The sequence below is a fragment of the Enterobacter sp. SORGH_AS_0287 genome (assembly GCF_031453695.1).
Taxonomy (GTDB): domain Bacteria; phylum Pseudomonadota; class Gammaproteobacteria; order Enterobacterales; family Enterobacteriaceae; genus Enterobacter; species Enterobacter ludwigii.
In genome coordinates, this window is record NZ_JAVIZW010000001.1 from 3599484 (window position 1) to 3624168 (window position 24685).

General features: G+C 53.5%; 21 protein-coding genes and 1 rRNA gene. 9 read left to right on the plus strand and 13 right to left on the minus strand.

Annotated elements, in window-relative coordinates; all coding sequences use genetic code 11:
• Window positions 1-7 precede the first annotated feature (7 nt).
• A 5S ribosomal RNA gene (gene rrf / locus QE396_RS17065) occupies window positions 8-123 on the plus strand.
• A 74-nt stretch (window positions 124-197) separates the two neighbouring features.
• Here rrf and mobB read toward each other — a convergent pair.
• Window positions 198-701: a molybdopterin-guanine dinucleotide biosynthesis protein MobB gene (mobB, locus tag QE396_RS17070; RefSeq protein ID WP_020883993.1), complete on the minus strand. Its 504-nt coding sequence runs from the start codon at window positions 699-701 to the stop codon at window positions 198-200.
• The gene (gene mobA, locus QE396_RS17075) at window positions 698-1282 is read right to left on the minus strand and encodes a molybdenum cofactor guanylyltransferase MobA (RefSeq protein WP_020883992.1); all 585 of its coding nucleotides are present in this window, start codon (window positions 1280-1282) and stop codon (window positions 698-700) included. Before mobA ends, mobB begins: the two co-directional genes overlap by 4 nt.
• Window positions 1283-1350: 68 nt before the next feature.
• Here mobA and QE396_RS17080 point away from each other — a divergent pair, with 68 nt between their 5' ends.
• From QE396_RS17080 to dsbA, 3 genes are all read left to right on the plus strand, one after another.
• Entirely contained in the window at window positions 1351-1620 is a 270-nt protein-coding gene (locus QE396_RS17080; protein ID WP_010436801.1) for a YihD family protein, read from the plus strand.
• 75 nt (window positions 1621-1695) lie between these two features.
• The gene (locus QE396_RS17085; RefSeq protein ID WP_020883991.1) at window positions 1696-2682 is read left to right on the plus strand and encodes a serine/threonine protein kinase; all 987 of its coding nucleotides are present in this window, start codon (window positions 1696-1698) and stop codon (window positions 2680-2682) included.
• Window positions 2683-2709: 27 nt separating this feature from the next.
• A complete protein-coding gene (gene dsbA, locus QE396_RS17090; protein WP_020883990.1) occupies window positions 2710-3333 on the plus strand; it encodes a thiol:disulfide interchange protein DsbA in 624 nt (207 codons plus the stop codon).
• 24 nt (window positions 3334-3357) lie between these two features.
• Here the strand turns inward: dsbA and QE396_RS17095 are convergent, their stop codons facing one another.
• Window positions 3358-4209, minus strand: coding sequence for an acyltransferase (locus QE396_RS17095; RefSeq protein WP_230075073.1), 852 nt, complete (start codon window positions 4207-4209; stop codon window positions 3358-3360).
• On the opposite strand from QE396_RS17095, the gene QE396_RS17100 reads away from it, so the two are divergent.
• Both QE396_RS17100 and polA read left to right on the plus strand, forming a co-directional pair.
• On the plus strand, window positions 4106-4384 hold the full coding sequence (locus QE396_RS17100; RefSeq protein ID WP_223862563.1) for a hypothetical protein: 279 nt from the start codon (window positions 4106-4108) through the stop codon (window positions 4382-4384). The genes QE396_RS17095 and QE396_RS17100 overlap by 104 nt on opposite strands.
• Before the next feature lie 322 nt (window positions 4385-4706).
• Complete coding sequence (gene polA / locus QE396_RS17105) at window positions 4707-7499, plus strand: DNA polymerase I (RefSeq protein WP_020883988.1); 2793 nt, start codon at window positions 4707-4709, stop codon at window positions 7497-7499.
• Between the two features lie 312 nt (window positions 7500-7811).
• On the opposite strand, the gene yihA is transcribed toward polA, so the two are convergent.
• Window positions 7812-8441 carry a ribosome biogenesis GTP-binding protein YihA/YsxC gene (yihA, locus tag QE396_RS17110; protein WP_014172255.1) on the minus strand — a complete coding sequence of 210 codons (630 nt, stop codon included), beginning with the start codon at window positions 8439-8441 and terminating at the stop codon, window positions 7812-7814.
• 578 nt (window positions 8442-9019) lie between these two features.
• On the opposite strand from yihA, the gene yihI reads away from it, so the two are divergent.
• Window positions 9020-9535, plus strand: a complete 516-nt coding sequence (yihI, locus tag QE396_RS17115) for a Der GTPase-activating protein YihI (protein WP_020883987.1) — start codon at window positions 9020-9022, stop codon at window positions 9533-9535.
• Between the two features lie 188 nt (window positions 9536-9723).
• Window positions 9724-11097 (plus strand): oxygen-independent coproporphyrinogen III oxidase, encoded by a 1374-nt coding sequence (gene hemN, locus QE396_RS17120; RefSeq protein ID WP_020883986.1) that lies wholly within the window; start codon window positions 9724-9726, stop codon window positions 11095-11097.
• A 64-nt stretch (window positions 11098-11161) separates the two neighbouring features.
• Here the strand turns inward: hemN and QE396_RS17125 are convergent, their stop codons facing one another.
• The 4 genes from QE396_RS17125 to glnA form a co-directional block, all read right to left on the minus strand.
• A complete protein-coding gene (locus QE396_RS17125) occupies window positions 11162-11272 on the minus strand; it encodes a YshB family small membrane protein (RefSeq protein WP_032670298.1) in 111 nt (36 codons plus the stop codon).
• A 110-nt stretch (window positions 11273-11382) separates the two neighbouring features.
• Complete coding sequence (gene glnG / locus QE396_RS17130) at window positions 11383-12795, minus strand: nitrogen regulation protein NR(I) (protein ID WP_020883985.1); 1413 nt, start codon at window positions 12793-12795, stop codon at window positions 11383-11385.
• Window positions 12796-12806: 11 nt separating this feature from the next.
• A complete protein-coding gene (gene glnL, locus QE396_RS17135) occupies window positions 12807-13856 on the minus strand; it encodes a nitrogen regulation protein NR(II) (protein WP_014172250.1) in 1050 nt (349 codons plus the stop codon).
• 185 nt (window positions 13857-14041) lie between these two features.
• Window positions 14042-15451, minus strand: coding sequence for a glutamate--ammonia ligase (gene glnA / locus QE396_RS17140; RefSeq protein ID WP_014172249.1), 1410 nt, complete (start codon window positions 15449-15451; stop codon window positions 14042-14044).
• Window positions 15452-15838: 387 nt separating this feature from the next.
• On the opposite strand from glnA, the gene typA reads away from it, so the two are divergent.
• Entirely contained in the window at window positions 15839-17662 is a 1824-nt protein-coding gene (typA, locus tag QE396_RS17145; protein ID WP_014172248.1) for a ribosome-dependent GTPase TypA, read from the plus strand.
• Window positions 17663-17745: 83 nt separating this feature from the next.
• Here the strand turns inward: typA and ompL are convergent, their stop codons facing one another.
• The 5 genes from ompL to yihS all read right to left on the minus strand — a co-directional run bounded on the left by ompL (window position 17746) and on the right by yihS (window position 24685).
• On the minus strand, window positions 17746-18432 hold the full coding sequence (gene ompL / locus QE396_RS17150; RefSeq protein ID WP_020883984.1) for a porin OmpL: 687 nt from the start codon (window positions 18430-18432) through the stop codon (window positions 17746-17748).
• A gap of 74 nt (window positions 18433-18506) precedes the next feature.
• Window positions 18507-19931, minus strand: a complete 1425-nt coding sequence (locus tag QE396_RS17155) for an MFS transporter (protein WP_020883983.1) — start codon at window positions 19929-19931, stop codon at window positions 18507-18509.
• Window positions 19932-19974: 43 nt separating this feature from the next.
• Window positions 19975-21357, minus strand: coding sequence for an MFS transporter (locus QE396_RS17160; RefSeq protein WP_020883982.1), 1383 nt, complete (start codon window positions 21355-21357; stop codon window positions 19975-19977).
• 45 nt (window positions 21358-21402) lie between these two features.
• Window positions 21403-23427 (minus strand): alpha-glucosidase, encoded by a 2025-nt coding sequence (locus tag QE396_RS17165; RefSeq protein WP_047366315.1) that lies wholly within the window; start codon window positions 23425-23427, stop codon window positions 21403-21405.
• 16 nt (window positions 23428-23443) lie between these two features.
• Window positions 23444-24685, minus strand: coding sequence for a sulfoquinovose isomerase (yihS, locus tag QE396_RS17170; RefSeq protein WP_014172243.1), 1242 nt, complete (start codon window positions 24683-24685; stop codon window positions 23444-23446).

The window sequence follows — 24685 nt, forward strand, 5'->3', positions numbered from 1 at the left end:
GAATTTGCCTGGCGGCTTTAGCGCGGTGGTCCCACCTGACCCCATGCCGAACTCAGAAGTGAAACGCCGTAGCGCCGATGGTAGTGTGGGGTCTCCCCATGTGAGAGTAGGGAACTGCCAGGCATCAATTAAAAGAACCCCGTACCGTATGGTGCGGGGTTTTTTGCTTTGGGTTTTTCCCGCTGCCGGAGAGAGCATCAGACAGCACACCAATTCAAAATAAACGCGGCGATCTCTTCAATGTTATTCAAATCCAGTACCGGTATCTCCAGATCCAGGGCTACGTCACTGGCGACTGCAATTACATGCTCATCGAGCGTCAGCTCGTGAACATCATGCCCGGCATGGCTTCTGAACAGCAGGATCTTCGCCACCGCGTCATGCTTAAACCCCTCAACCAGCACCAGATCCAGAGTAGAGAGATCCATCCGGCTAACCAGATACATGAGATCCAGCGGCGCTTCATCCGGTGTTTCAGTCATCAATGCCCAGCGCTGATCACTCGCCACCATCGTTTGGGCTGCTCCCGCCTTACGCAGCTCATAGCTGTCTTTTCCCGGCTTATCGACATCCATATTGTGATGCGTATGCTTAATTAATCCGGGGCGAACACCTTTAGCGCAAAGCGCAGGGATCAGTTTTTTCAGCAGCGTCGTTTTCCCGGTACCACTCCAGGCTGAAATGGCCAAAACAGGTATCATTTTTTCTCCTGCATCATCTGCAAATCTTCTGTGGTATTGACGTTCATAAACGCCGACTTCAAATCGCTAAAATCAACGGGATGGCCGCCTGACTGGCGCATAAAAGTCATCACCCTGCGCTCTCCTGCCGTCAGGTACTCCTGTAACGCCGGAACTAACGAACGGTGGATCAACGCAACAGCAGGGTGGTCACGCTCACCGTCATGGGCCCAGACAACGGGTGCGCTACCACGAAGCCGTACCATGCGTTCGACAAGACAAGACGGAATAAACGGGGTATCACACGGACAGAAGATAAACCACTCCCCGTGCGACTGCTGCATAACCGAAAGCATACCGGCCAGCGGCCCGGGGTAATTCTCCTGCGTATCCTCGTAAACGGGATACCCGCTACGCTGATAAACATCTCTATGCCTGTTAGCGCTGATGACCATTGTCATGACCTGGTCCGCAAGCGTATCAGCGACATGCTGCCAGAGTGGCTTACCGTTAAGGAGCTGAAGACCTTTATCTTTCCCCCCCATTCGGGTTGCCTTGCCACCCGCCAGAACAACGCCGATTATTTGCTGGCCATGATTCATGAATATCGCCTCTTTTATTGTGGGATTGACCCTGCTAACGTGTCACTCTCAATGAAAGGAGCACCACCATGAAATGTAAACGTCTGAATGAAGTCATTGAACTCCTCCAGCCGGCCTGGCAAAAAGAGCCAGAGCTTAATCTGATGCAATTTTTACAGAAACTGGCGAAAGAGTCAGGTTTTGACGGCGAACTGACAGACCTTTCTGACGATATCCTGATCTACCATCTCAAAATGCGCGACTCTGCCAAAGACGCTGTTATTCCTGGTATTCAGAAAGATTATGAGGAAGATTTTAAAACCGCGTTGCTGCGCGCACGTGGCGTAATTAAAGAGTAAAAGCTTGTAAGCGGCGGCACCGAAATCGCCACAAGATGATATCCTGAATCATTCGTATAATTTCCGGATGATCGGATGAACGACCAGGCTTTTACTTTCCAGACATTACACCCGGATACCATTATGGATGCGCTGTTTGAACAGGGTATTCGGGTGGATTCCGGGCTAACCCCCTTAAATAGCTACGAAAACCGCGTCTATCAGTTTCAGGACGAGGATCGTCAGCGCTTCGTCGTAAAGTTCTATCGCCCTCAACGTTGGTCCGCAGAACAAATTCAGGAAGAGCACCAGTTTGCTCACGATCTGCTGGATGATGATGTTCCCGTTGCCGCGCCGCTTAAATTTAATAACCAAACGCTGCTCACCCACGAAGGGTTTTACTACGCCGTATTCCCAAGCCTGGGGGGCCGCCAGTTTGAAGCGGATAATATCGATCAGATGGAGTGGGTTGCCCGATATCTGGGACGCATTCACCAGACAGGACGCAAAGAAGACTTTATTGCCCGTCCGACAATCGGTATTCAGGAATACCTGCTTGAACCTCGTCAGGTATTTGAAACCTCGGCGCTAATCCCCAAAGCGCTTAAGGATAATTTCCTCAACGCGACCGATAAACTTATTGATGCGGTGAAAACCTGCTGGCGCGATGATATTTCCGTTCTGCGTCTGCACGGCGATTGTCACGCTGGTAATATTCTCTGGCGTGATGGCCCGCTGTTCGTCGATCTCGATGATGCACGTATGGGGCCAGCGGTTCAGGACCTGTGGATGCTGCTCAATGGCGATAAAGCTGAGCAACGGATGCAGCTTGAAACGATTATTGAGGCCTATGAAGAGTTTAGCCCTTTTAATTCAGACGAAATTGTCCTGATTGAACCTTTACGCGCGATGCGTTTTGTTTATTATCTCGCATGGTTAATCAGGCGTTGGGACGATCCTGCATTTCCCCGTAATTTCCCGTGGCTTACCGGAGAGGATTACTGGCGCAGCCAGATATCCACATTTACTGAGCAGGTTAAGGTTCTTAAGGAGCCCCCTCTGCAATTAACGCCGATGTATTAATTGGACACACCCAGGAGAGAGTTAATCATGAAAAAAATTTGGCTGGCGCTGGCAGGTATGATTCTGGCATTTAGCGCTTCTGCTGCGCAGTTTACCGACGGCAAACAGTATACGACGCTGGAAAAGCCAGTCGCTGGCGAGCCACAGGTTCTGGAGTTCTTCTCGTTCTATTGCCCACATTGCTATCAGTTCGAGCAGGTGCTGCATGTTTCCGATAACGTGAAGAAAAAGCTGCCAGAAGGCACCAAAATGACCAAGTATCACGTTGAGTTCCTGGGCCCATTGGGTAAAGACCTGACTCAGGCGTGGGCGGTAGCTATCGCGCTGGGCGTGGAAGATAAGATCACTGCACCAATGTTTGAAGCAGTCCAGAAAACCCAGACAGTTCAGACGACTGCAGATATCCGTAAAGTCTTCGTGGATGCCGGTGTGAAAGGTGAAGAATACGACGCGGCATGGAACAGCTTTGTGGTGAAATCTCTGGTAGCCCAGCAGGAAAAAGCCGCCGCAGACCTTCAGCTGCAGGGCGTTCCGGCGATGTATGTTAACGGCAAATATCAGCTGAACACGCAGGGCATGGACACCAGCAGCATGGATATCTTCGTACAGCAGTACGCGGATACCGTGAAATATCTGGTCGAGAAGAAGTAAGAGCAATAAAGAAAAAAACGCCGGTCACTGACCGGCGTTTTTGTATGAAGATTTAATCTTTTCTATCTGTTCATCTTTCTCATTCCAGAGCGTATTCAGCCAACGCTGGAAAAGACGTTTGAAATTCTTATCGTTAACGTAATCCCCGTGCAACCCGTCATCAACCGGCACCAGCTCGATGCGTACAACGATCCGCGTCAGCTTGCCGCTGAGCATATCGAAGAAGGGTGTCCTGTCGTTTTCCGGATAGCAGAGCGTGACGTTGAGTAATTTATCGAACTGCGCGCCCAACACGTTAAGCGCCATCGCAATGCCCGCAGCCTTGGGCGGCAGCAGGTGCTGATAAGGAGAGCGAGTTTGTTGACGCTTCTCTTCCGTAAAGCGCGAGCCTTCCACGAAGTTCACAATGGTTGTTGGATGCGCGCGAAATTTTTCGCAGGAACGGCGCGTGGTTTCCACATCTTTACCACGATGCTCCGGATGACGAAGCAAATAGCTGCGCGAATAGCGTTTCATAAACGGCATATCAAGCGCCCAGCAGGCCAGACCGATAAAAGGCACCCAGGCGAGCTGCTGTTTCAGGAAGTATTTGTTCATCGGGATATGTTTGCGGAAAAGCACGCATAACACCACGATGTCTGCCCAGCTGTGGTGGTTGCAGATAAGCAGGTACCAGTTCTTTTTGTTGAGGCCTTCAAGCCCTTCCACATCCCACTTCAGGTGTGGGTTCAGGTACAACAGGAACGCCAGTCCTTCACACCAGCAGTACATCATGAAATTACAAAATGCGGATACGGCTCGCCATACCACGGGCACGGGCAGCAGCAACTTAATGATTCCGGCAACAATGATCGGCACAGAACAGGCGACAGTCACCAGAATAGTTAAAATGATGCTTAAAGGTAATGTTATTGCTGCGAGCAATCTCGACATGATGAGCTTTTTCAGATGGTTAGCTGTAAGTGAGCGGCCGGCTATCCGGTGCAGGGCGCTGATTTTATCAGAAATCAGACAAAATAAGGGTGCTTTCATGCCAGGCGTTGCGGGATAACGCCCGGGAGCAGAAGATTTCGCTATAACGGCGTGCGGCCCAGGGCTTATATCCACATAGACTAAATTGTCATCAATTGACCATAAAGATCAAATGAAACATAATAACTCTATGATATATAGCATCTATTTATTATGAGGTATGTACTTTTAGCGTCTGTTATTCCTGTGGCGTAAAAGTATGCACAAACTTATCCACAGATTTATTTTTGCGAGCGATCCTCACGATCGCAAAATCTTTTCCTGTATCTGGCGCTAATAACTGATGTTTTCATCCTTCTGTGGCATCCTTTACGCATAAATTGATTAAAGGCACGGACATTATGGTTCAGATCCCAGAAAACCCTCTTATTCTCGTCGACGGCTCTTCTTACCTGTATCGGGCGTACCATGCGTTTCCTCCTCTGACCAATAGCGCAGGGGAACCTACCGGCGCAATGTACGGCGTGCTAAACATGCTGCGCAGCCTGATCCTTCAGTACCAGCCAACCCATGCGGCAGTGGTGTTTGATGCGAAAGGTAAAACCTTCCGCGACGAGCTTTTTGAGCATTACAAATCTCACCGTCCGCCAATGCCTGACGATCTGCGTGCGCAGATTGAACCGCTGCACGCGATGGTAAAAGCGATGGGCTTGCCGCTGCTGGCCGTCTCTGGGGTCGAAGCCGATGACGTAATAGGTACGCTGGCACGTGAAGCAGAAAAAATGGGTCGTCCGGTACTGATCAGTACAGGGGATAAAGATATGGCGCAGCTGGTAACGCCGGGTATCACCCTGATTAACACCATGACCAACACCATCCTGGGGCCTGAAGAGGTGGTCACAAAATATGGCGTGCCGCCAGAGCTGATTATCGACTTCCTCGCGCTGATGGGCGACTCCTCGGATAACATCCCAGGCGTACCTGGCGTGGGTGAAAAGACCGCCCAGGCGCTGCTTCAGGGATTGGGCGGGCTGGATACGCTGTACGCGGAGCCGGACAAAATCGCCGGGCTCTCCTTCCGTGGTGCAAAAACCATGGCCGGAAAGCTGGAAGAGAACAAAGAGGTGGCTTATCTCTCCTATAAGCTGGCAACCATTAAAACCGATGTTGAACTGGAACTGGGTTGTGAGCAGCTTGAAGTGCAGCAGCCTTCCGCAGACGAACTGTTAAGCCTGTTTAAGAAATACGAATTCAAGCGCTGGACCACGGACGTGGAAGCCGGTAAATGGCTGCAGGCAAAAGGGGCCAAACCGGCTGCTAAGCCAAAGGAGACGATTGTCGTTGATGCCGAAGAGCTGGCAGAAGAAGAGGCCATCGCGCTCTCTTTCGACAATTACGAAACCCTCCTTGAAGAGTCACAGCTGGTGGCGTGGATTGAGAAGCTCAAAAAAGCGCCATTCTTTGCCTTCGATACGGAAACCGACAGCCTCGATAACATTTCCGCCAATATGGTCGGCCTGTCATTTGCGACGGAGCCGGGAATGGCGGCCTATGTGCCCGTTGCACATGATTACCTCGATGCACCTGATCAGATCCCGCGTGAGCGTGTGCTGGAGCTGCTGAAGCCGATTCTGGAAGATGACAAGGCGCTTAAGGTCGGGCAAAACCTCAAATATGATCGCGGCATTCTGCAAAACTATGGCATTGAGCTGCGCGGCATTGCGTTCGATACCATGCTGGAATCTTACATTCTCGACAGCGTGGCGGGTCGTCATGATATGGACTCTTTATCCGACCGTTGGCTTAAGCATAAGACCATTACCTTTGAAGAGATTGCCGGAAAAGGTAAAAACCAGCTCACCTTCAATCAGATTGCCCTGGAAGAAGCGGGTCGCTACGCGGCCGAAGACGCCGATGTCACGCTGCAACTGCACCTGAAGATGTGGCCAAAACTGCAGAAGCACGAAGGTCCGCTGAACGTGTTCCAGCACATTGAGATGCCGCTGGTACCTGTGCTCTCGCGCATTGAGCGCAACGGCGTAAAAATTGATCCGACGGTGCTGCATAACCACTCCGGAGAACTGGCGCAGCGGTTGACCGAGCTTGAGCAGAAGGCGCATGAGCTTGCTGGCGAACCGTTTAACCTTTCATCTCCGAAACAGCTTCAGACCATCCTGTTTGAAAAGCAGGGAATTAAGCCGCTGAAGAAAACCCCTGGCGGCGCGCCATCAACGTCTGAAGAAGTGCTTGAGGAACTGGCGCTGGATTACCCGCTGCCAAAAGTGATTCTCCAGTACCGTGGTCTGGCGAAGCTGAAGTCTACCTATACCGATAAACTTCCGCTGATGATCAACCCTAAAACGGGCCGCGTGCATACCTCGTATCATCAGGCTGTGGCGGCGACCGGTCGTCTCTCCTCGACCGATCCAAACCTGCAGAACATCCCGGTACGCAATGAAGAAGGCCGTCGTATCCGTCAGGCGTTTATCGCGCCAGACGACTACCTGATCGTCTCGGCCGACTACTCGCAAATTGAGCTGCGTATTATGGCGCACCTGTCACGCGACAAGGGGCTGCTGACGGCCTTTGCGGAAGGAAAGGATATCCACCGTGCAACGGCGGCTGAAGTCTTTGGGCTGCCGCTGGACAGCGTGACTCACGAGCAACGTCGCAGTGCGAAGGCGATCAACTTCGGTCTGATCTACGGCATGAGCGCCTTTGGCCTTTCGCGCCAGCTCAACATTCCGCGTAAAGAGTCACAGAAGTATATGGATCTCTACTTCGAGCGTTATCCGGGCGTGCTGGAATATATGGAACGCACCCGCGCACAGGCGAAGGAGAAAGGCTACGTCGAAACCCTGGATGGCCGTCGCCTTTATCTGCCGGACATCAAATCAAGCAACGCCGCACGTCGTGCCGGTGCAGAACGTGCTGCCATCAACGCCCCGATGCAGGGGACGGCGGCAGACATTATTAAGCGCGCGATGATTGCGGTTGATGCCTGGCTGGAAAAAGAGAAGCCACGCGTGAAGATGATCATGCAGGTACACGATGAACTGGTATTCGAAGTCCACAAAGATGATCTGGACGCTGTGTCGAAGAAGATCCACGAACTGATGGAAAGCAGCATGACGCTTGACGTGCCGTTGCTGGTGGAAGTGGGCAGCGGTGAAAACTGGGATCAAGCTCACTAAGGGTTCTGCCAATAACGCGCTTTTTATGTAAGTTAGCAACATAACAAAGTGCGTTTTGTGACGATCATTAGAATTCCCTATGTAAAGAATGAAAAAAAACTACAAAAAGTGCTTTTTCTACAGCAAAAAAAGGGGTAGAGTTATTCGCGTAGGGTACAGAGGTAAGATGTTCTATCTTTCAGACCTTTTACTTCACGTAATCGGATTTGGCTGAATATTTTAGCCGCCCCAGTCAGTAATGACTGGGGCGTTTTTTATTGCGGCAAAGAAAAATCCAGGCAAAAAAAAGCGCGGACATCGCCGCGCTCGGTATTACTCTTCTTCCGCTTCCGTCGCGGGTTCCAGCTCGTTGAACCAGCTATCGAGCTTCTGACGCAGCTTGTCGACACCCTGCTTTTTCAGCGAGGAGAACGGCTCTACCTGTACGTCGCCGTTAAAAGCCAGCACCGCTTCGCGAACCATATTCACCTGCGCTTTACGCGCGCCGCTCGCCAGTTTATCCGCTTTAGTCAGCAGTACCAGCACGGCTATCTCACTTGAGACAGCCCAGTCGATCATCTGCTGATCGAGATCTTTCAGGGGATGGCGGATATCCATCAGCACCACCAGACCTTTCAGGCACTGGCGTTTTTCCAGGTATTCACCCAGCGCACGCTGCCATTTGATCTTCATCTCTTCCGGAACTTGCGCGTAACCATATCCCGGTAAGTCGACCAGGCGTTTGCCTTCTGCCACTTCAAACAGGTTAATCAGCTGAGTACGGCCAGGTGTTTTTGAGGTACGCGCCAGGCTCTTCTGATTGGTCAGCGTATTCAGGGCGCTGGATTTGCCCGCGTTAGAGCGGCCAGCAAAAGCCACTTCAATGCCAGTATCAGAAGGAAGGTGGCGGATATCGGGCGCACTGGTGACAAAATGCGTCTGTTGGTAGTTCCAGGTAGTCACGTGGTCGTCTCCAAAATCGTAATCTGAGGGGGATTATACCTGAATGCCGGCAAAAGACTTTTTTGATTGCACAGTGCCTGTAAGTTAAAACCCTGGCGGTTGTGAGAGATCGGCTATGAATACTATGGGAGATTTCAGAGAATTCGCAGGCGTTAAAAAAGCCAAATTGTTTTAAATCATAAGCTTATTCTCGGGTAATTATCTGAAAATCCGTTTTTGTGCCGTTTCGTTGCTTGTCAGTTTAACTGAACAGGGTAAAGTGTGCGTCAGGGCGAGGAAGCCAACAGGAAATAGACTTAAGGATTAGGGTCAGGAGCGCCAGGAGGCGAAGACGCAGGATTGTCAGGATGACCAACGCCTGGAGGCGTTTTAACAGGAAACGGAACCGTATCACGGACGGTATTAGCCAAGGGATAAACAGGGTTTGTTGTTGGCAAACACGGAATGTCTGACCCGTTAAGGGTTGTGAGTCAGGAAAAAAGGCGACAGATTGCTCTGTCGCCTTTTTTCTTTGCTTGCTTTCTGCTAGATTTCGCCGCAATTCTATACTGAAGAAAACGACTTAAAGATAAAACATCATGAAAAAACCGACCTCCGCTGCGGGCGCTAAACGCCCTGCAAAAGCACACCGCAAAACGCGCGAAGAACTGAACCAGGAATCGCGCGATCGCAAACGCGATAAAAAACATCGCGGTCATGCTGCGGGTAGCCGTGCAAACGGTGGTGATGCTTCTGGCGCTTCTGCGAAAAACAAGCAGCAGAAAGACCCACGTATTGGCAGTAAAACACCTGTTCCACTGGGCGTGACAGACACCCCGGTCACTAAGCAGCACAAACCAAAGAGCGAGAAACCTATGCTTTCACCGCAGGCTGAGCTGGATTTGCTGGAGAACGATGAGCGCCTGGACGCGCTGCTGGAACGTCTTGAAGAGGGTGAAACCCTGACCGCCGAAGAGCAGTCATGGGTTGATGCCAAACTGGACCGCATTGATGAGCTGATGCAGAAGCTGGGTCTGTCTTACGAGGATGACGAAGATGAAGAAGAAGACGAAAAGCAGGAAGATATGATGCGTCTTCTGAAGGGTGGAAACTAACATTTGCATCCGGCAGGGACGATAGTCCTGCTAATAACCCTTCCGGTTATATGTTATCTGGTGTGGTTATTCGTTAAACTACGGCGGTTGTCGCGGCGACAGAAGTGGCTGCGCACCCGAGTGATGGCCCGAGATGGGACCAGAACGGGCCGCCGTATGCGAACGCGACACCAACGGAAGGAGTGAGCATGTCTGTACCAACTATCGACTGGGATTTGGCCCTAATCCAGAAATATAACTATTCCGGGCCGCGTTATACGTCATACCCCACCGCGCTGGAGTTCTCCGATAGTTTCGGCGAAGCGGCGTTTCAGCAGGCTGTCGCGCGCTACCCCGAGCGTCCGCTGTCGCTCTATGTCCATATTCCGTTCTGCCACAAGCTCTGCTACTTCTGCGGCTGCAATAAAATCGTTACCCGTCAGCAACATAAAGCCGATCAGTATCTGGATGCGCTGGAGCAGGAGATTCTGCACCGTGCCCCGCTGTTTGCCGGCCGTCACGTCAGCCAGCTTCACTGGGGTGGGGGGACGCCAACGTATCTGAATAAAGCGCAGATCAGCCGTTTAATGACGCTCCTGCGCAACAACTTCCGTTTTAACGACGATGCTGAAATCTCGATCGAGGTCGATCCGCGCGAAATTGAGCTGGATGTACTGGATCACTTACGCGCTGAAGGTTTCAATCGCCTGAGCATGGGCGTGCAGGACTTCAACAAAGAGGTGCAGCGGCTGGTGAACCGTGAGCAGGATGAAGAGTTTATCTTTGCCTTACTCAGCCACGCCCGCGATATCGGCTTTACGTCGACCAATATCGACCTGATTTACGGCCTGCCTAAGCAAACGCCGGAGAGCTTCGCCTTCACGCTGAAACGCGTGGCCAAACTCAACCCGGACCGCCTGAGCGTCTTTAACTATGCGCATCTGCCGACGCTGTTTGCCGCTCAGCGCAAAATCAAAGATGCCGACCTGCCTTCTGCCCAACAGAAGCTGGATATTCTGCAGGAAACCATCGCCTCGCTGACCGAAGCTGGTTATCAGTTCATCGGCATGGATCACTTTGCTCGTCCGGATGACGAGCTGGCTATTGCCCAGCGCGAAGGCGTACTGCACCGAAATTTCCAGGGCTACACCACCCAGGGCGACACTGATTTGCTGGGGATGGGCGTCTCCGCCATCAGCATGATCGGGGACTGCTACGCGCAGAACCAGAAAGAGCTGAAGCTTTACTACCAGCAGGTAGATGACGCGGGCAACGCGCTGTGGCGCGGTATCGCGTTAACGCGCGATGATTGCATCCGTCGTGACGTGATTAAGGCGCTCATCTGTAACTTCCGTCTTGATTTCAGCGAGGTGGAAGCGCAGTGGGATCTGCATTTCAGCGATTACTTTGCTGATGACCTGAAGCTGTTAGCGCCTCTGGCAAAAGATGGGCTGGTGGATGTTTCAGAACGTGCAATTGACGTGACACCCAAAGGGCGCCTGTTGATTCGTAATATCTGCATGTGCTTCGACGCCTATCTGCGTCAGAAAGCGCGTCTGCAGCAGTTCTCACGCGTCATTTAAGACGTGCCAACATATTTGGCCGGGTAAGGCGAAGCCGCTACCCGGCTTTTTTGTTAGCGACTCTCTAGCTAAACAGCCCAACCAGCGCCGCGCACAGCACAGCAGCAACGGCTGTTTGTGGCGTGTGGCTTTCAGCTGCTCCACTTGAGAGCATATTCACTAATGTTTCCAGCATGATGATCACCCTCACTTTCCGGGCACGATCATACAAAAATCATTGATACAGTAAAGCGCAAAATAGCAGCAATTTGCGCTCAATTAATAACCTTTACACAAGAGTAAAGATCACTCCATGCCCAGCTCTTTCAGCTTACGCGTCAGGGTATTACGTCCCCATCCCAGCAGGCGTGCCGCTTCCTGCTTATGGCCCTGTGTATGGCGGAGTGCGGTGGTCAACAGCGTGCGCTCCATCTCGGGCTGGGCTTCAGACAGCAAGTTTTGATGACCGGAACGCAGCGCGCGATCGGCCCACTGTGCCAGCAGCGTCGCCCAGCTGTCCGGCAATGCATGTCCGGTGCTGCTTTCTGGCGCAGTCGCTTCAAACAGTTCAGCCGGTAAATCCTGAATCAGGACTTCCTGCCCGGCGGCCATTACGGTCAACCAGCGACAGGTGTTTTCCAGCTGACGCACGTTGCCCGGCCACGCCAGGCGGGTGAGGGCGGCATCGGTTTCCGGGTGCAGCTGCTTGGCTTCCACGCCCAACTCGCGGGCAGCGACCTGCAGAAAATGGCGCGCCAGGCGGGGAATATCTTCACGGCGTTCACGTAGCGGTGGCAAATGAACGCGGATCACGTTCAGGCGATGGAATAAATCCTCACGGAATTTACCTTCCTGGACGCGCTGCTCCAGATTCTGGTGCGTCGCGGCAATAATGCGTACATCGACCTTCACCGGCGCATAGCCACCTACGCGATAAAACTGTCCGTCGGCCAACACACGCAGCAAACGGGTCTGGACATCCAGCGGCATATCACCGATTTCATCCAGGAAGAGTGTTCCACCGTCCGCCTGCTCGAAGCGACCCTGGCGAATGGTATTCGCGCCGGTAAAAGCCCCTTTCTCATGGCCAAACAGTTCGGATTCAATTAAATCCTTTGGGATGGCTGCCATATTCAGGGCGATAAACGGTGCTTTTGCCCGCGGGCTGTGGCGATGTAAGGCATGCGCTACCAGCTCTTTACCGGTTCCCGATTCACCGTTAATCAGTACGCTGATGGACGAGCGTGACAGACGGCCAATGATACGAAACACATCCTGCATGGCTGGCGCTTCGCCAATGATGTCCGTCGTGGGCCCGAAGTCAGGCGTGTGACGAGGTTGCTGCTGCTCCTGGTAGTGGCTGATCGCGCGCTCAACCAGGGCGACCGCTTCGTCGATATCAAACGGTTTGGGCAGGTAATCGAACGCCCCTTGCTGATAGGCACTCACCGCGGCGTCCAGGTCGGAATGCGCCGTCATTATGATGACCGGAAGCATAGGATGGCGTTGTTTGATCTGCTTTAAAAGCGCCAGCCCGTCCATTCCCGGCATGCGAATATCCGAAAGCAGCACATCCGGCGTTTTGGTGGTGAGTGCGTCGAGCACTTCGCTGCCGCTCTCAAACGTCGTGCAGCTTAATCCTGCCCCTGTGAGCGCGCGTTCAAGCACCCAACGGATGGAGCTATCGTCATCGACTACCCAGACTATCCCTCGTTGCATAAACGTCACCTTTATTTTTTAATCGGCAGGAAAACCGAAAATTCGGTATGTCCCGGCCAACTGGTAAATTCAATTTTTCCAGAGTGTTGATCGATCAAACTACGGGCAATGGATAACCCCAGGCCGGTACCGCCTTCGCGACCGCTGACCATCGGGTAGAACAGGGTGTCCTGAAGATGCGACGGAATACCCGGCCCGTTGTCCTCAACGTCGATGCGGGCAGCCAGACGATAGCGCACGCCGTGCAGTGTGAGCTGGAACGCGGTGCGGGTGCGCAAAATAATTTCGCCCCCTTCCGGCCCCAGCGCCTGCAGGGCATTACGCACAATATTCAGCAAGACCTGCTCAATCTGATCCGGGTCATGCGCCAGTTCCGGCAGGCTTGGGTCGTAATCACGGACCAGCGTGACGTTCTCCGGCAGCTCCATTGAGACGAGTTTCACAACCCGCTCAGCCACTTTATGAATACTTTCTGAGACATGCATGCCGGGCTGTTGCGGCCCGAGCAGACGGTCAACCAGGTTACGCAGGCGGTCTGCCTGCTCAATGATGACGTTGGTGTACTCCGCCAGCGCAGGGTCGGGCAGCGCTTTGGTCAGGAGTTGTGCCGCCCCGCGTAAGCCACCCAGCGGGTTCTTGATTTCATGCGCCAGGCCTCGCACCAGGTCACGGGCGGCAATTTGCTGAGCATGCTGAAGTTGTTCCTGGCTCAGGCGGCGCTGATTATCCATCGGCGCCATTTCAAGCAGGATCAGTCCTTCAGGAAGCCGTTGTGCGGTAAGCGATAAAATATGTGAGCGCCCGTCGATCACCAGCGTGACTTCGTTATCGGTAAAGCCCTGACCGGCCTGCAGACTTTCCTGCATCAGGCCAATATTCAGCGAGAAATAACTCAATAATTCCGGAAGCGGGGTGCCAAACAGTTTGCGTGAACTCTGGGCGAGCAGCTGCTGCGCCGCCGGGTTGGCGTAATGTACGGCCAGCTCGTCGTCGACCAGCAAAATACTGTTAATCAAAGAATTGAGGATCTGCCCAGCATCGGGCAGCGTGCCAGTTGCCATTCAGCAGTCTCCTGGAGTTGGTTGCACTAATTTAGTGCAGTATAGCTTTTTCGTCGTAAAAAGCGCGTGAGATCAGTTTGTTGGTGGAGAAAAAAGCCCATCCGGAGATGGGCTGAAAGTTTCCACGGCAACAAATAAAAGCTTGTGAGATCGCGCGTAAAAGGGCGCGCGAAACTCATTGAAACTTAAACGCTGTAGTACAGTTCGAACTCAACCGGGTGTGGCGTCATACGCACACGGTCGTTCTCTTCAGTACGCAGGGCGATGTAAGCATCGATAGCGTCGTCAGTGAACACGCCACCCGCAGTCAGGAACTCGCGGTCTGCGTCCAGCGCCTGCAGGGCTTCTTCCAGAGAGCCTGCAACCTGTGGGATCTCTTTCGCTTCTTCTGGCGGCAGGTCGTACAGGTTTTTGTCCATAGCTTCGCCTGGGTGGATCTTGTTCTTGATACCGTCCAGACCCGCCATCAGCAGTGCTGCGAAGCACAGGTATGGGTTAGCAGCTGGATCCGGGAAGCGAACTTCGATACGACGCGCTTTAGGAGACGCCACCACCGGGATACGGATAGAAGCAGAACGGTTACGCGCAGAGTACGCCAGCATTACCGGTGCTTCGTAGCCTGGGACCAGACGCTTGTAGGAGTTAGTGGTTGGGTTCGCCAGGGCGTTGATCGCTTTAGCGTGTTTGATTACGCCGCCAATGTAATACAGAGCCTGCTCAGACAGACCGGCATATTTGTCACCAGAGAACAGGTTGGTTCCGTTCTTGGACAGAGACATGTGGCAGTGCATACCGGAACCGTTATCGCCAAACATTGGTTTTGGCATGAAGGTCGCGGTTTTACCGAAACGGTGCGCAACGTTGTGCACAACGTATTTGTAGATCTGAATTTCGTCTGCTTTTTTGGTCATGGTGTTGAAGCGGGTTGCCACTTCGTTCTGACCCGCAGTCGCCACTTCGTGGTGGTGAGCTTCAACCACCAGGCCCATCTCTTCCATCACCAGACACATGGTGGAACGGATGTCCTGAGCGGAGTCGACCGGAGGAACCGGGAAGTAACCGCCTTTAACGCCAGGACGGTGACCTTTGTTACCACCTTCGTATTTGGTGGAGGAGTTCCATGCACCTTCGATATCGTCGATGGCAACGTGGGAGCCAGAAATAGAGGCACCGAAACGGATGTCATCAAACAGGAAGAATTCTGGCTCTGGCCCGAACAGTACGGTGTCTGCGATACCGGTTGAACGCAGGTACTCTTCAGCGCGTTTCGCGATGGAGCGTGGGTCGCGGTCGTAGCCCTGCAGTGTGCCTGGCTCGAGGATGTCGCAACGGATGATCAGGGTTGGTTCTTCGAAGAACGGATCAATGACCGCAGTGGAAGCGTCAGGCATCAGAACCATGTCAGATTCGTTGATACCTTTCCAGCCGCCAATGGAGGAGCCGTCAAACATTTTGCCTTCTTCAAAGAATTCGGCGTTTACCTGATGAGCAGGAATAGTGACGTGCTGTTCTTTACCTTTGGTATCGGTGAAGCGCAGATCAACAAACTTCACTTCATGTTCGTTCAGCATCGTCAAAACGTGTTCAGCGGACATACTTAACTCTCCAGATTGGTCATTGTCGTCGTGGTAACGAGGTCTTCAATTTCTGTCTTGGGCTGGCTGTGTGCCATTTTTTTGCCGTATTTTTATAAAGCGAAATCTGTGCCAACTTTTAAAACACCCCAAAAAGGCGTTATCATGCGCACCATAGTGCAAAAGTGCTGCACCACAATGGTTATGTTGCACCAGTATAGTGCTTCAGTGTGAACACTGAGCACCATATTGGTGCAATTTTCGTTAAAGTGCCCTTTTTACGCTCCGTGAAAGCGATCACAAAGCATCTCTGCAATACTTGTTTGCGGGGGATGTTTGTGATCCTGTTTTGTAGTGCGATTAATCCGTGTACAATAACGCGCTATTTCTAATGCCTGAGGCAAAGTTGTGATCGAAAATTTGCGTAACATCGCCATCATCGCGCACGTCGACCATGGTAAAACCACCCTGGTTGATAAGCTGCTGCAGCAGTCCGGTACGTTTGATGCTCGTGCCGAAACTCAAGAGCGTGTGATGGACTCCAACGATTTGGAGAAAGAGCGTGGGATTACTATCCTCGCGAAAAACACCGCTATCAAATGGAATGACTACCGTATCAACATCGTTGATACCCCAGGGCACGCCGACTTCGGTGGTGAAGTTGAGCGCGTGATGTCCATGGTGGATTCCGTGCTGCTGGTGGTTGACGCATTTGACGGCCCAATGCCGCAAACGCGCTTCGTGACCAAAAAAGCATTTGCCCATGGCCTGAAACCTATTGTTGTTATCAACAAGGTTGACCGTCCGGGCGCGCGTCCTGACTGGGTTGTTGATCAGGTGTTCGACCTGTTCGTTAACCTCGACGCGACCGACGAGCAGCTGGACTTCCCTATCATTTACGCTTCGGCGCTGAATGGTATCGCGGGTCTGGATCACGAAAATATGGCGGAAGACATGACTCCGCTGTATCAGGCGATTGTCGATCACGTACCGGCTCCGGATGTTGATCTTGATGGTCCGCTGCAGATGCAGATCTCCCAGCTGGACTACAACAACTACGTTGGCGTTATCGGTATCGGCCGCATCAAACGCGGTAAAGTGAAGCCGAACCAGCAGGTTACTATCATCGATAGCGAAGGCAAAACCCGTAACGGTAAAGTGGGCAAAGTTCTGACTCACCTGGGTCTGGAGCGTATCGACAGCGAACTGGCTGAAGCGGGCGACATCATCGCGATTACCGGTCTGGGCGAGCTGAACATCTCTGACACCATCTGCGACCCGCAGAATGTGGAAGCGCTGCCAGCCCTGTCTGTTGATGAACCAACGGTAACCATGTTCTTCAACGTCAACACCTCTCCGTTCTGTGGCAAAGAAGGTAAATTCGTTACCTCTCGTCAGATCCTTGACCGCCTGAACAAAGAGCTGGTGCACAACGTTGCGCTGCGCGTTGAAGAAACTCAGGATGCTGACGCATTCCGCGTTTCTGGTCGTGGTGAGCTGCACCTGTCTGTTCTGATCGAAAACATGCGTCGTGAAGGTTTCGAAATGGCGGTTTCCCGTCCGAAAGTTATCTTCCGCGAAATCGACGGCCGTAAACAAGAGCCGTTTGAGAACGTAACGCTGGACGTTGAAGAGCAGCATCAGGGTTCTGTTATGCAGGCTCTGGGTGAGCGTAAAGGCGACCTGAAAAACATGAATCCAGATGGCAAAGGCCGCGTACGTCTCGACTACGTGATCCCAAGCCGTGGTCTGATCGGTTTCCGTTCAGAGTTCATGACCATGACGTCCGGTACCGGTCTGCTGTACTCCACCTTCAGCCACTACGACGACGTTCGTCCGGGTGAAGTTGGCCAGCGTAACAACGGCGTTCTGATCTCCAACGGTCAGGGTAAAGCGGTTGCGTTTGCGCTGTTCGGTCTGCAGGATCGCGGTAAGCTGTTCCTGGGTCACGGTGCTGAAGTTTATGAAGGCCAGATCATCGGTATTCACAGTCGTTCTAACGACCTGACTGTAAACTGCCTGACCGGTAAGAAACTGACCAACATGCGTGCGTCCGGTACTGACGAAGCAACGGTTCTGGTTCCACCGATCAAGATGACCCTGGAGCAAGCTCTGGAGTTCATCGATGACGACGAACTGGTAGAAGTGACCCCACTGTCTATCCGTATCCGTAAACGTCACCTGACCGAGAACGATCGTAAACGTGCAATGCGCGGTGCGAAAGAAGAGTAATACGGTCAATCCGTAGGCCGGGTAAGCGCATGCGCCACCCGGCACGTAAAAAGCCGCTGAGCGATCAGCGGCTTTTTTTATTATCAGAACGAATACCTTAACCCCAGGCGGATACGGTACTGCTCGCGGTTGTAATCATTCCATCTGTCCAGCCACTGGAGCTCGAGATAGGGCAGCCAGTTTTTATCGATTTTATAGCTAAATTTGTGAGTGATTTCCCAGTGATGGTCTTTGCCATTTTTGCTGTGGTAATCGTTCACGCGCTGGAAAAAATGCGGTTCAAAGGTATAGAAAAACGCATCCGTGACCTTGAAATTCCAGTAGTTAGCGAATTCGTGGGTGTCGTTTTTATCCATCTGGCCGTTGTAGTCTGGCGTATCGTAATTGTTGTGGTTATAGCGATAACGGAAGGTCAGGTTAAACCAGTCGAGAAATTTATAATTGGTATCCAGATAGATAGCGCCTCCGGACCCGGCGCTGCTGTCATTCAGTAAACCGCCAGGCTGAAAGGTGAGTTTATCGGTCGGTTTAAAAAGCGGATACCACCCTTCAATTTCGTTATAGCTGTGCTTAAGCTCGTCCCATTTGCCCACGTTATAGGCGTTAGTGAACATCAGCCCCGCGCCCTTATCGAAGTTATAGCCGGCACGCAGGATCACTTCGTGCAGTTCAGAGGCCGTATTATAGGCTTCGCGCGTTTCGACATAGGCGCCGGCAACTGCCGAGCAGGACACAGACGACACAACCAGTGCAGTAACGATTCTTTTCATAATCAGTCCATGTATGAGGTACAGAAAGGCCCCCCTCCTGTTACACAGGAAGGGAATCAGGGCCGGATTTATTGTTATAAAGTGACTGCTGACGCTTTATTGTTGGTGGTTAACTCAGGGGGTTTTGCGGGTTGTTTTTTCCGTTTTCCAATCTCCTCAATAATAAAGGCGAAGCGTGCTTCGTTGAGTTTATAAAAGAGTCCCATGGTTATCGCGGCAACGATCGCCAGGCCGCACGGCCAGAGAAAAATTAGCTGACGGAGCCCCAGTAGCGTGCCCGCACTCTGCACGGCGTGTGGAATGTAGCCAATCTGCGTCAACATAATGCCCGGCAGGAAACCGGCGAGGGCGGCGGAGATTTTGCGCGAGAAGGTATAACCGGTATAAACCGATCCTTCGGCGCGAATGCCTGTTTTCCACTCGCCATAATCCACGGTATCGGGCACCAGCGCCCAGTTGAGGCTGTTTACGAATGCCGTACCGAAAAAGGCCATGCAGGAAAAGAGCACAAAGAGCAGGGAGCTGGTTCCCCAGAGGAAGTTCATCACGTCGCCCACGGCCCACAGCGTCAGCCCGCCAAGGTAGACCGGCTTCTTGCCGAAGCGCTTAACCGCGCCAGGCACCAGAAACACGCCAACCAGAATGCAGCCCATACTGAAAAAACCCATCCACGACAGCAGATGCAGATCGTTTAGCACGTACTGGGTGTAGTAGACCTGAATCGCCAGTTTGATATTAAACGCGGCGAGGGTGCAGAGGTTGGCGATACACAACACCAGCAACGGCGGGTTGCGGAAAATGGCACAGAAGGATTTCAGGATGCCAGGCTTATGATGATCGGGCGTGACCTCCACATAGCGCTCTTTCACACCGCTGTAGCACCACCACATGCAGAACAGACCGCCGGTGACGAACACCAGTGCGGCCACCAGATAGCCGAGAGAGGGCTGGCTGACAAACAGCGCCTGGATTGGCATAAACCCCACGGTGCAGAGCAACAACCCAACCGTAGCGCCGCCCTGACGCCAGGCCGCAAGCTGCGCCCGCTCGTTCGGATTTTTAGTGATGGCGGGAACCATCGCGCCGTAAGAGCAGTTCATCAGGCTATAACAGAGGCCAAACATCATGAAGAGCAGGGTGGCGATAGCGGTTTTCACCGTCAGGCTAAAATCGGTGGCCACAAACTGCGCCGTGGCCACCAGGGCAACCGGCACCGAGGCATAAAGAATAAACGGCCTGAATTTGCCTCTGGCACCGATGTTACGCCGCGAATCCAGCAACACCCCGGTCAGCATGTCGGTGAATGCGGTAAAGAACTTCGCCACCAGGAAAATAATGCCGCCATAAAAAGCGGGCATGCCCAGTTCATCAGTATAAAACTTCAGCAGATACAGCGTGCCAATACAGAGCATCAGGTTAGAGCCAAAATCGCCCATCCCGTAGGCGCACTTTTCGCGCAGGCTCAGCTTCAGGGTTAACGGATCACTCTTGTGTGTCATGGTCGATCCTCACAGCGCCCCGCAGGGCGCTCTCTCAAGTCAGTTATGCTGTACGTTTGCGCAGTTCAATTTCTTCCACGATGCGCACATACATCTTCTCGTTGAGGTTGTAGAAACAGCCCATCGCCACGATGGTGATGACGGCCAGCAGACTGGGGTAGATAAATATCAGCTGCCGCAGCCCTTCAACCGTTCCGGCGGATTGCACCACGTTTGGCACATAGCCGATTTGCGTGAGCATGATGCCGGGGAAGAAGCCGGCCAGCGCCTGTGAGACCTTCCGGAAGAAGGTAAAGCCGGTATAGACCGTCCCTTCGGATCGCACGCCGGTGCGCCACTCGCCGTACTCCACGGTATCGGACACCAGCGCCCAGTTGAGGCTGTTCACGAAGGCTGAGCCGAAGAAGGCCAGACAGGAGAACGCCACAAAGCTTACCGAACCACCGCCAAAGAAGTAGTTGAGCAGGTCGCCTGCCACCCAAATCAGCAGCCCGCTGATATAGACCTTTTTCTTGCCGAAGCGACGCACCGCGCCGGGCATCATAAAGACGCCGATAAAAATGCAGCCCATGCTGAAAAAGCCCATGTAGGACAACAGAATAGGGTCGTTCAGCACGTACTGCGTGTAATAAACCTGAATGGCGAGCTTAACGTTAAAGGCCCCCAGCGTGCACAGGTTGGCGATGCAGAGAATAAACAGCGGTCGGTTACCGGCGATGGCGCGAAACGACTGCAGCAGGCCGGGCTTCTGGGCTGGATTGGCGGGCTGCATCTCAACGTAACGCTCGGTCACGCCCTTATAGCACCACCACATAAAGAACAGCCCGAACAGCGAGAAGAGGGTCGCGGCAAAGATATACCCAAGCTGGTCATTGCCTTCAATCAGGTTCATTACCGGCACAAACCCGACGGTACAGAGCAGCAGGCCAAGCGTGGCGCCACCCTGACGCCAGGCGGCCAGCGAAGCGCGCTCGTCCGGGTTTTTGGTAATGGCCGGCACCATCGCACCGTAGGAGCAGTTCATCATGCTGAAGAACAGGCCGTAAAGCATGAACAGCACGGTCGCCATCACCGTTTTGCCGGTGATTTCAAACGGCGTGCCGACAAAGTTTGCGATGGCCAGTAATGTCACCGGGAACGCCGCATACAGCACGAACGGGCGGAATTTTCCCTTAGGACCGATCTTGCGTCGGGAATCGAGCATGATACCCGTGCCCATATCGGTGAAGGCGGTGAAGAACTTGGCAATCAGGAAGATGATTCCGCCGTAGGTACCAGGCAGGCCAAGAACGTCGGTGTAGAACTTCAGCAGATACAACGTGCCGATATCCAGAAGGATGTTAGAGCCGAGATCGCCCATCCCGTAGGCGAGTTTCTCTTTAAACGGCAGGCGTAGCGTTGCCGGATCGGAAGCGTGTTGACGCATTATTGTTCTCCATCTGCCCGCAGGTTTCCCTGCGGGCGAGCCTTATCAGATATGACGTAAGGTGCTAAACAGGTCTGCCCATTCGCTTTGCTGGCGATAAAACACCGGCGGTTTGCCGAGCGGAGCGTCAACGGTGATGTCACCGCCCTCATGCGTTTCACCCGTCCAGGCATTCACCCAGGTGTCCTCAGGCAAATAGAGCGTCCAGTCACGACGGCCTTCTTCATGGACCGGTGCCACCAGCAGATCGCGGCCAAACAGATACTGGTATTTCAGCGTGTAGCTGCGCGCATCGTTTTCGTAATGCAGGAACAGCGGGCGCATCACCGGCAGGCCGCTTTTCGCATTCTGCGCAACGGCGGCTTTAATGTAGGGCTTCAGGGTAGTGAAGACGGTCGTCATACGCGCAAAGTGGGCGATGGTTTCGCCGTCGCCATCAAACTGCCAGTTATCGCCAGGGCGGTTGCCCTCGTGGGTACGCATCATCGGTGTGAAGGCGCTGAAGTCGCACCAGCGCAGCAGCAGCTCTTTGCTGCGTTTCATCTCAAACAGCGTGGTATAACCGCCGATGTCGCTGTGATGCAGCCCGTGCCCGGTCATTGCCAGTGAGAGTGCCGCAGGAACCACTGACGCCAGACCGTCGTCCAGGCTCCAGTCGACGTTCTGATCGCCGGCCCACATCATCACCGAGTGTTTCTGGCTGCCGGTATAACCCGCGCGCATAAAGAACAGGATCTCGCCGAGCTTGCCGGTCTCTTCCAGCGCCTCGTAGTTACATTTCGCCCATAGCGCAGGCCAGGCGTTGTGCATGATTTCCGCGCTCACGCCATTGTGCAGGAAGGTATCAGTCGGCAAATATTCACCAAAATCAGCCATCCAGCCGCCACAGCCCAGCGCTATCAGGTTCTTTTTGATGACCTCTTTGTACCAGTCGTAGGCTTCCGGATTCGTCAGGTCGATAACGCCCGCGTAGAACTCGCCGAACTCGACGTGATAGTCCTGCCCGTCGGCGTTTTTGGTCAGATAACCGCGTTTCGCCGCCTCTTCACAGAGGTCTCTGTCGCTGGCCACGTAAGGGTTGATATAGGAGAGGAACTGCACGCCCTCCTGCTTCCACTGCGGGATACGTGTATCCAGCTGCGGATACAGGTCGCTGTTCCACTTCCAGTTCCACATCACGCGTTTGCCAAAGGAGGTCATCCGGATGCCGGACCAGTCCTGCGCCCAGATACCGTTCACCTTCACACCGCCGTTGCGCATGGTGTCGAGCTTTTGCTGGCACACGTCGGTGCCGCCCTGAACGCCCAGCGTTACCCCGTCGTAAACCCAGTCCGGCAGTTCGGGCTGGCGGCCCAGTAACCCGGTCAGTTTTTCCAGCAGATCGACATACGTTTGCGCACATTCGAAGCGCAGCGTGGCGTTATCTTCCCAGAAGGCCAGCTCATGGAACGCCGGCGCGCTGAAGTCGAAATTCATATAACAGCTGTTATCCACGTGGCAGTAGTACTTCTGGGTACTCACAAAGGTGGGTTGCGGGAAGAAGGTCCAGTAGTAATCGCCGCCCGCGTTCTCTTTGCAGTCTGCCTGCCAGGTGACGTAGGTGTGCTTATTACGGCCCACGCCCTGCTCGCTGGTCCACAACGGGAACGGCTTGCCGCGCAGGTCGAAGTAGGAGAACTGCTCTCCGCAACCATAGATATGATCCTCGGGCTGGGCCGCCAGCCGCAGCCAGATGCGGTTATGGCAGGTGGCATCATTTTTGAGTTTCAGCTCCAGGCGTCCTTCGGCATCCACACCCACCAGTAGCGTGGCGCTGACGGCGTCACCCCGGGTAAAGCGAATCGCCCAGCCCGCATTTTGCGGCGCGACGGTGGCCTCGGTCAGGGCAATTTTTTCGTTGAGTTTGTCTTTGATGCTGAAGTTGCCGCGAAACATCTCGATATCGGCTTCACCTGCGCCGATCCACAGGCACGGGGTGTCGGCGGTGTGGGACAGAATCAGACGATCCTGCCAGCTCAGGGTGAAACCATGTTCACTGCTTTTAAGAATAATATTGTGTAGGGTACGCATAAGATCTCCGTTTTTATTATTTGGCCTGGCTATCCAGTAATCCGGCGGCAACGGCCGGGGCTAACCCTGGCGCCAGCGGTAAGCGAGGGATCACCAGGCAATGCAGCAGATGATAAATATCCTGCTTGCCGTCCCAGACTTTGGTGGTCACTTCGTTATGGATATCCAGCTCCTGCCACCATGAACCGTTCTCGTAGTCGATCAGGTATTTGATGCAGTAATCCCACCATTTCTGATACCAGGCTTCGTACTGCGCCTCGCCGGTGACGGTATAGAGCGCATAGGCCGTTCCCATCGCTTCGACAATCGGCCAGCGCACGCGCTCGCGAACGATGGGTTTACCATCCCAGCCAACGGAATAGACAAAACCGTCGGCACCATCGGGTGCCCAGGCGTCGCGGATTGTGGCGTGGAACAAGCCTTTTGCATCTTCCAGCAGCCATGCGGGGGGTGTTTCAAAACGCGCTTCCAGCGCAGCGCGCAGGTGCAGCATCAGGCGGCCCCACTCGATCCAGTGGCCTGGCGTACCGCCGTAGGCGCGAAAACGGTGAGCGGGGTTATCAATGTTGTAATCGCGGATGGGGTTCCATTGCGTATCGAAATGCTCATTAACCCGGTACTCGCCCTTGCGTGCCACGTCGTGAATGATCACCGAAGCAATGCGCAGGGCGCGGTCGAGCCATTTACGGTCATGCGTCACGTCATACACAATCAGGAAGGCTTCGACAGCGTGCATATTGGCGTTGCCGCCACGGTACTCTTCGGTTTTGCTGAAGGCCTCATCCCAGGATTCCAGGCACATCTGTTCCTGTTCGCTCCAGAAATAACGCTCAATCACCTCGATGGCATCGTCCAGTAACTTGCGAGCCTGTGGATGGCCCGTGGTGACGGCGCTGGCCGCGCCCAGCAAAACAAAGAAGTGCTGATAGCCCTGCTTGGAGGCATCCATAACGCCTTCATCGTTAATACAGGCGTACCAGCCGCCATATTGCGGGTCACGCAGCGGACCATTCAGGGCGTTGATGCCATGCTCCACCAGGGCATATGCGCCGGGACGCCCCATGTTTGCCGCCACGGCATAAACGTGCAGCATACGGGCTGTGATCCACAGATGCGTGCCCATATCGCTGCGCACCTGACCGTTATTGCCCAGCCAGCCAAAACCGGTCGGCACGGCGGCGTTTTTACCGAAATCAAGAATGCGGTCAGTCTCTTGTTCAAGCCAGCGGTTATGGCTTAGGGTGTTAAACCATTTCAT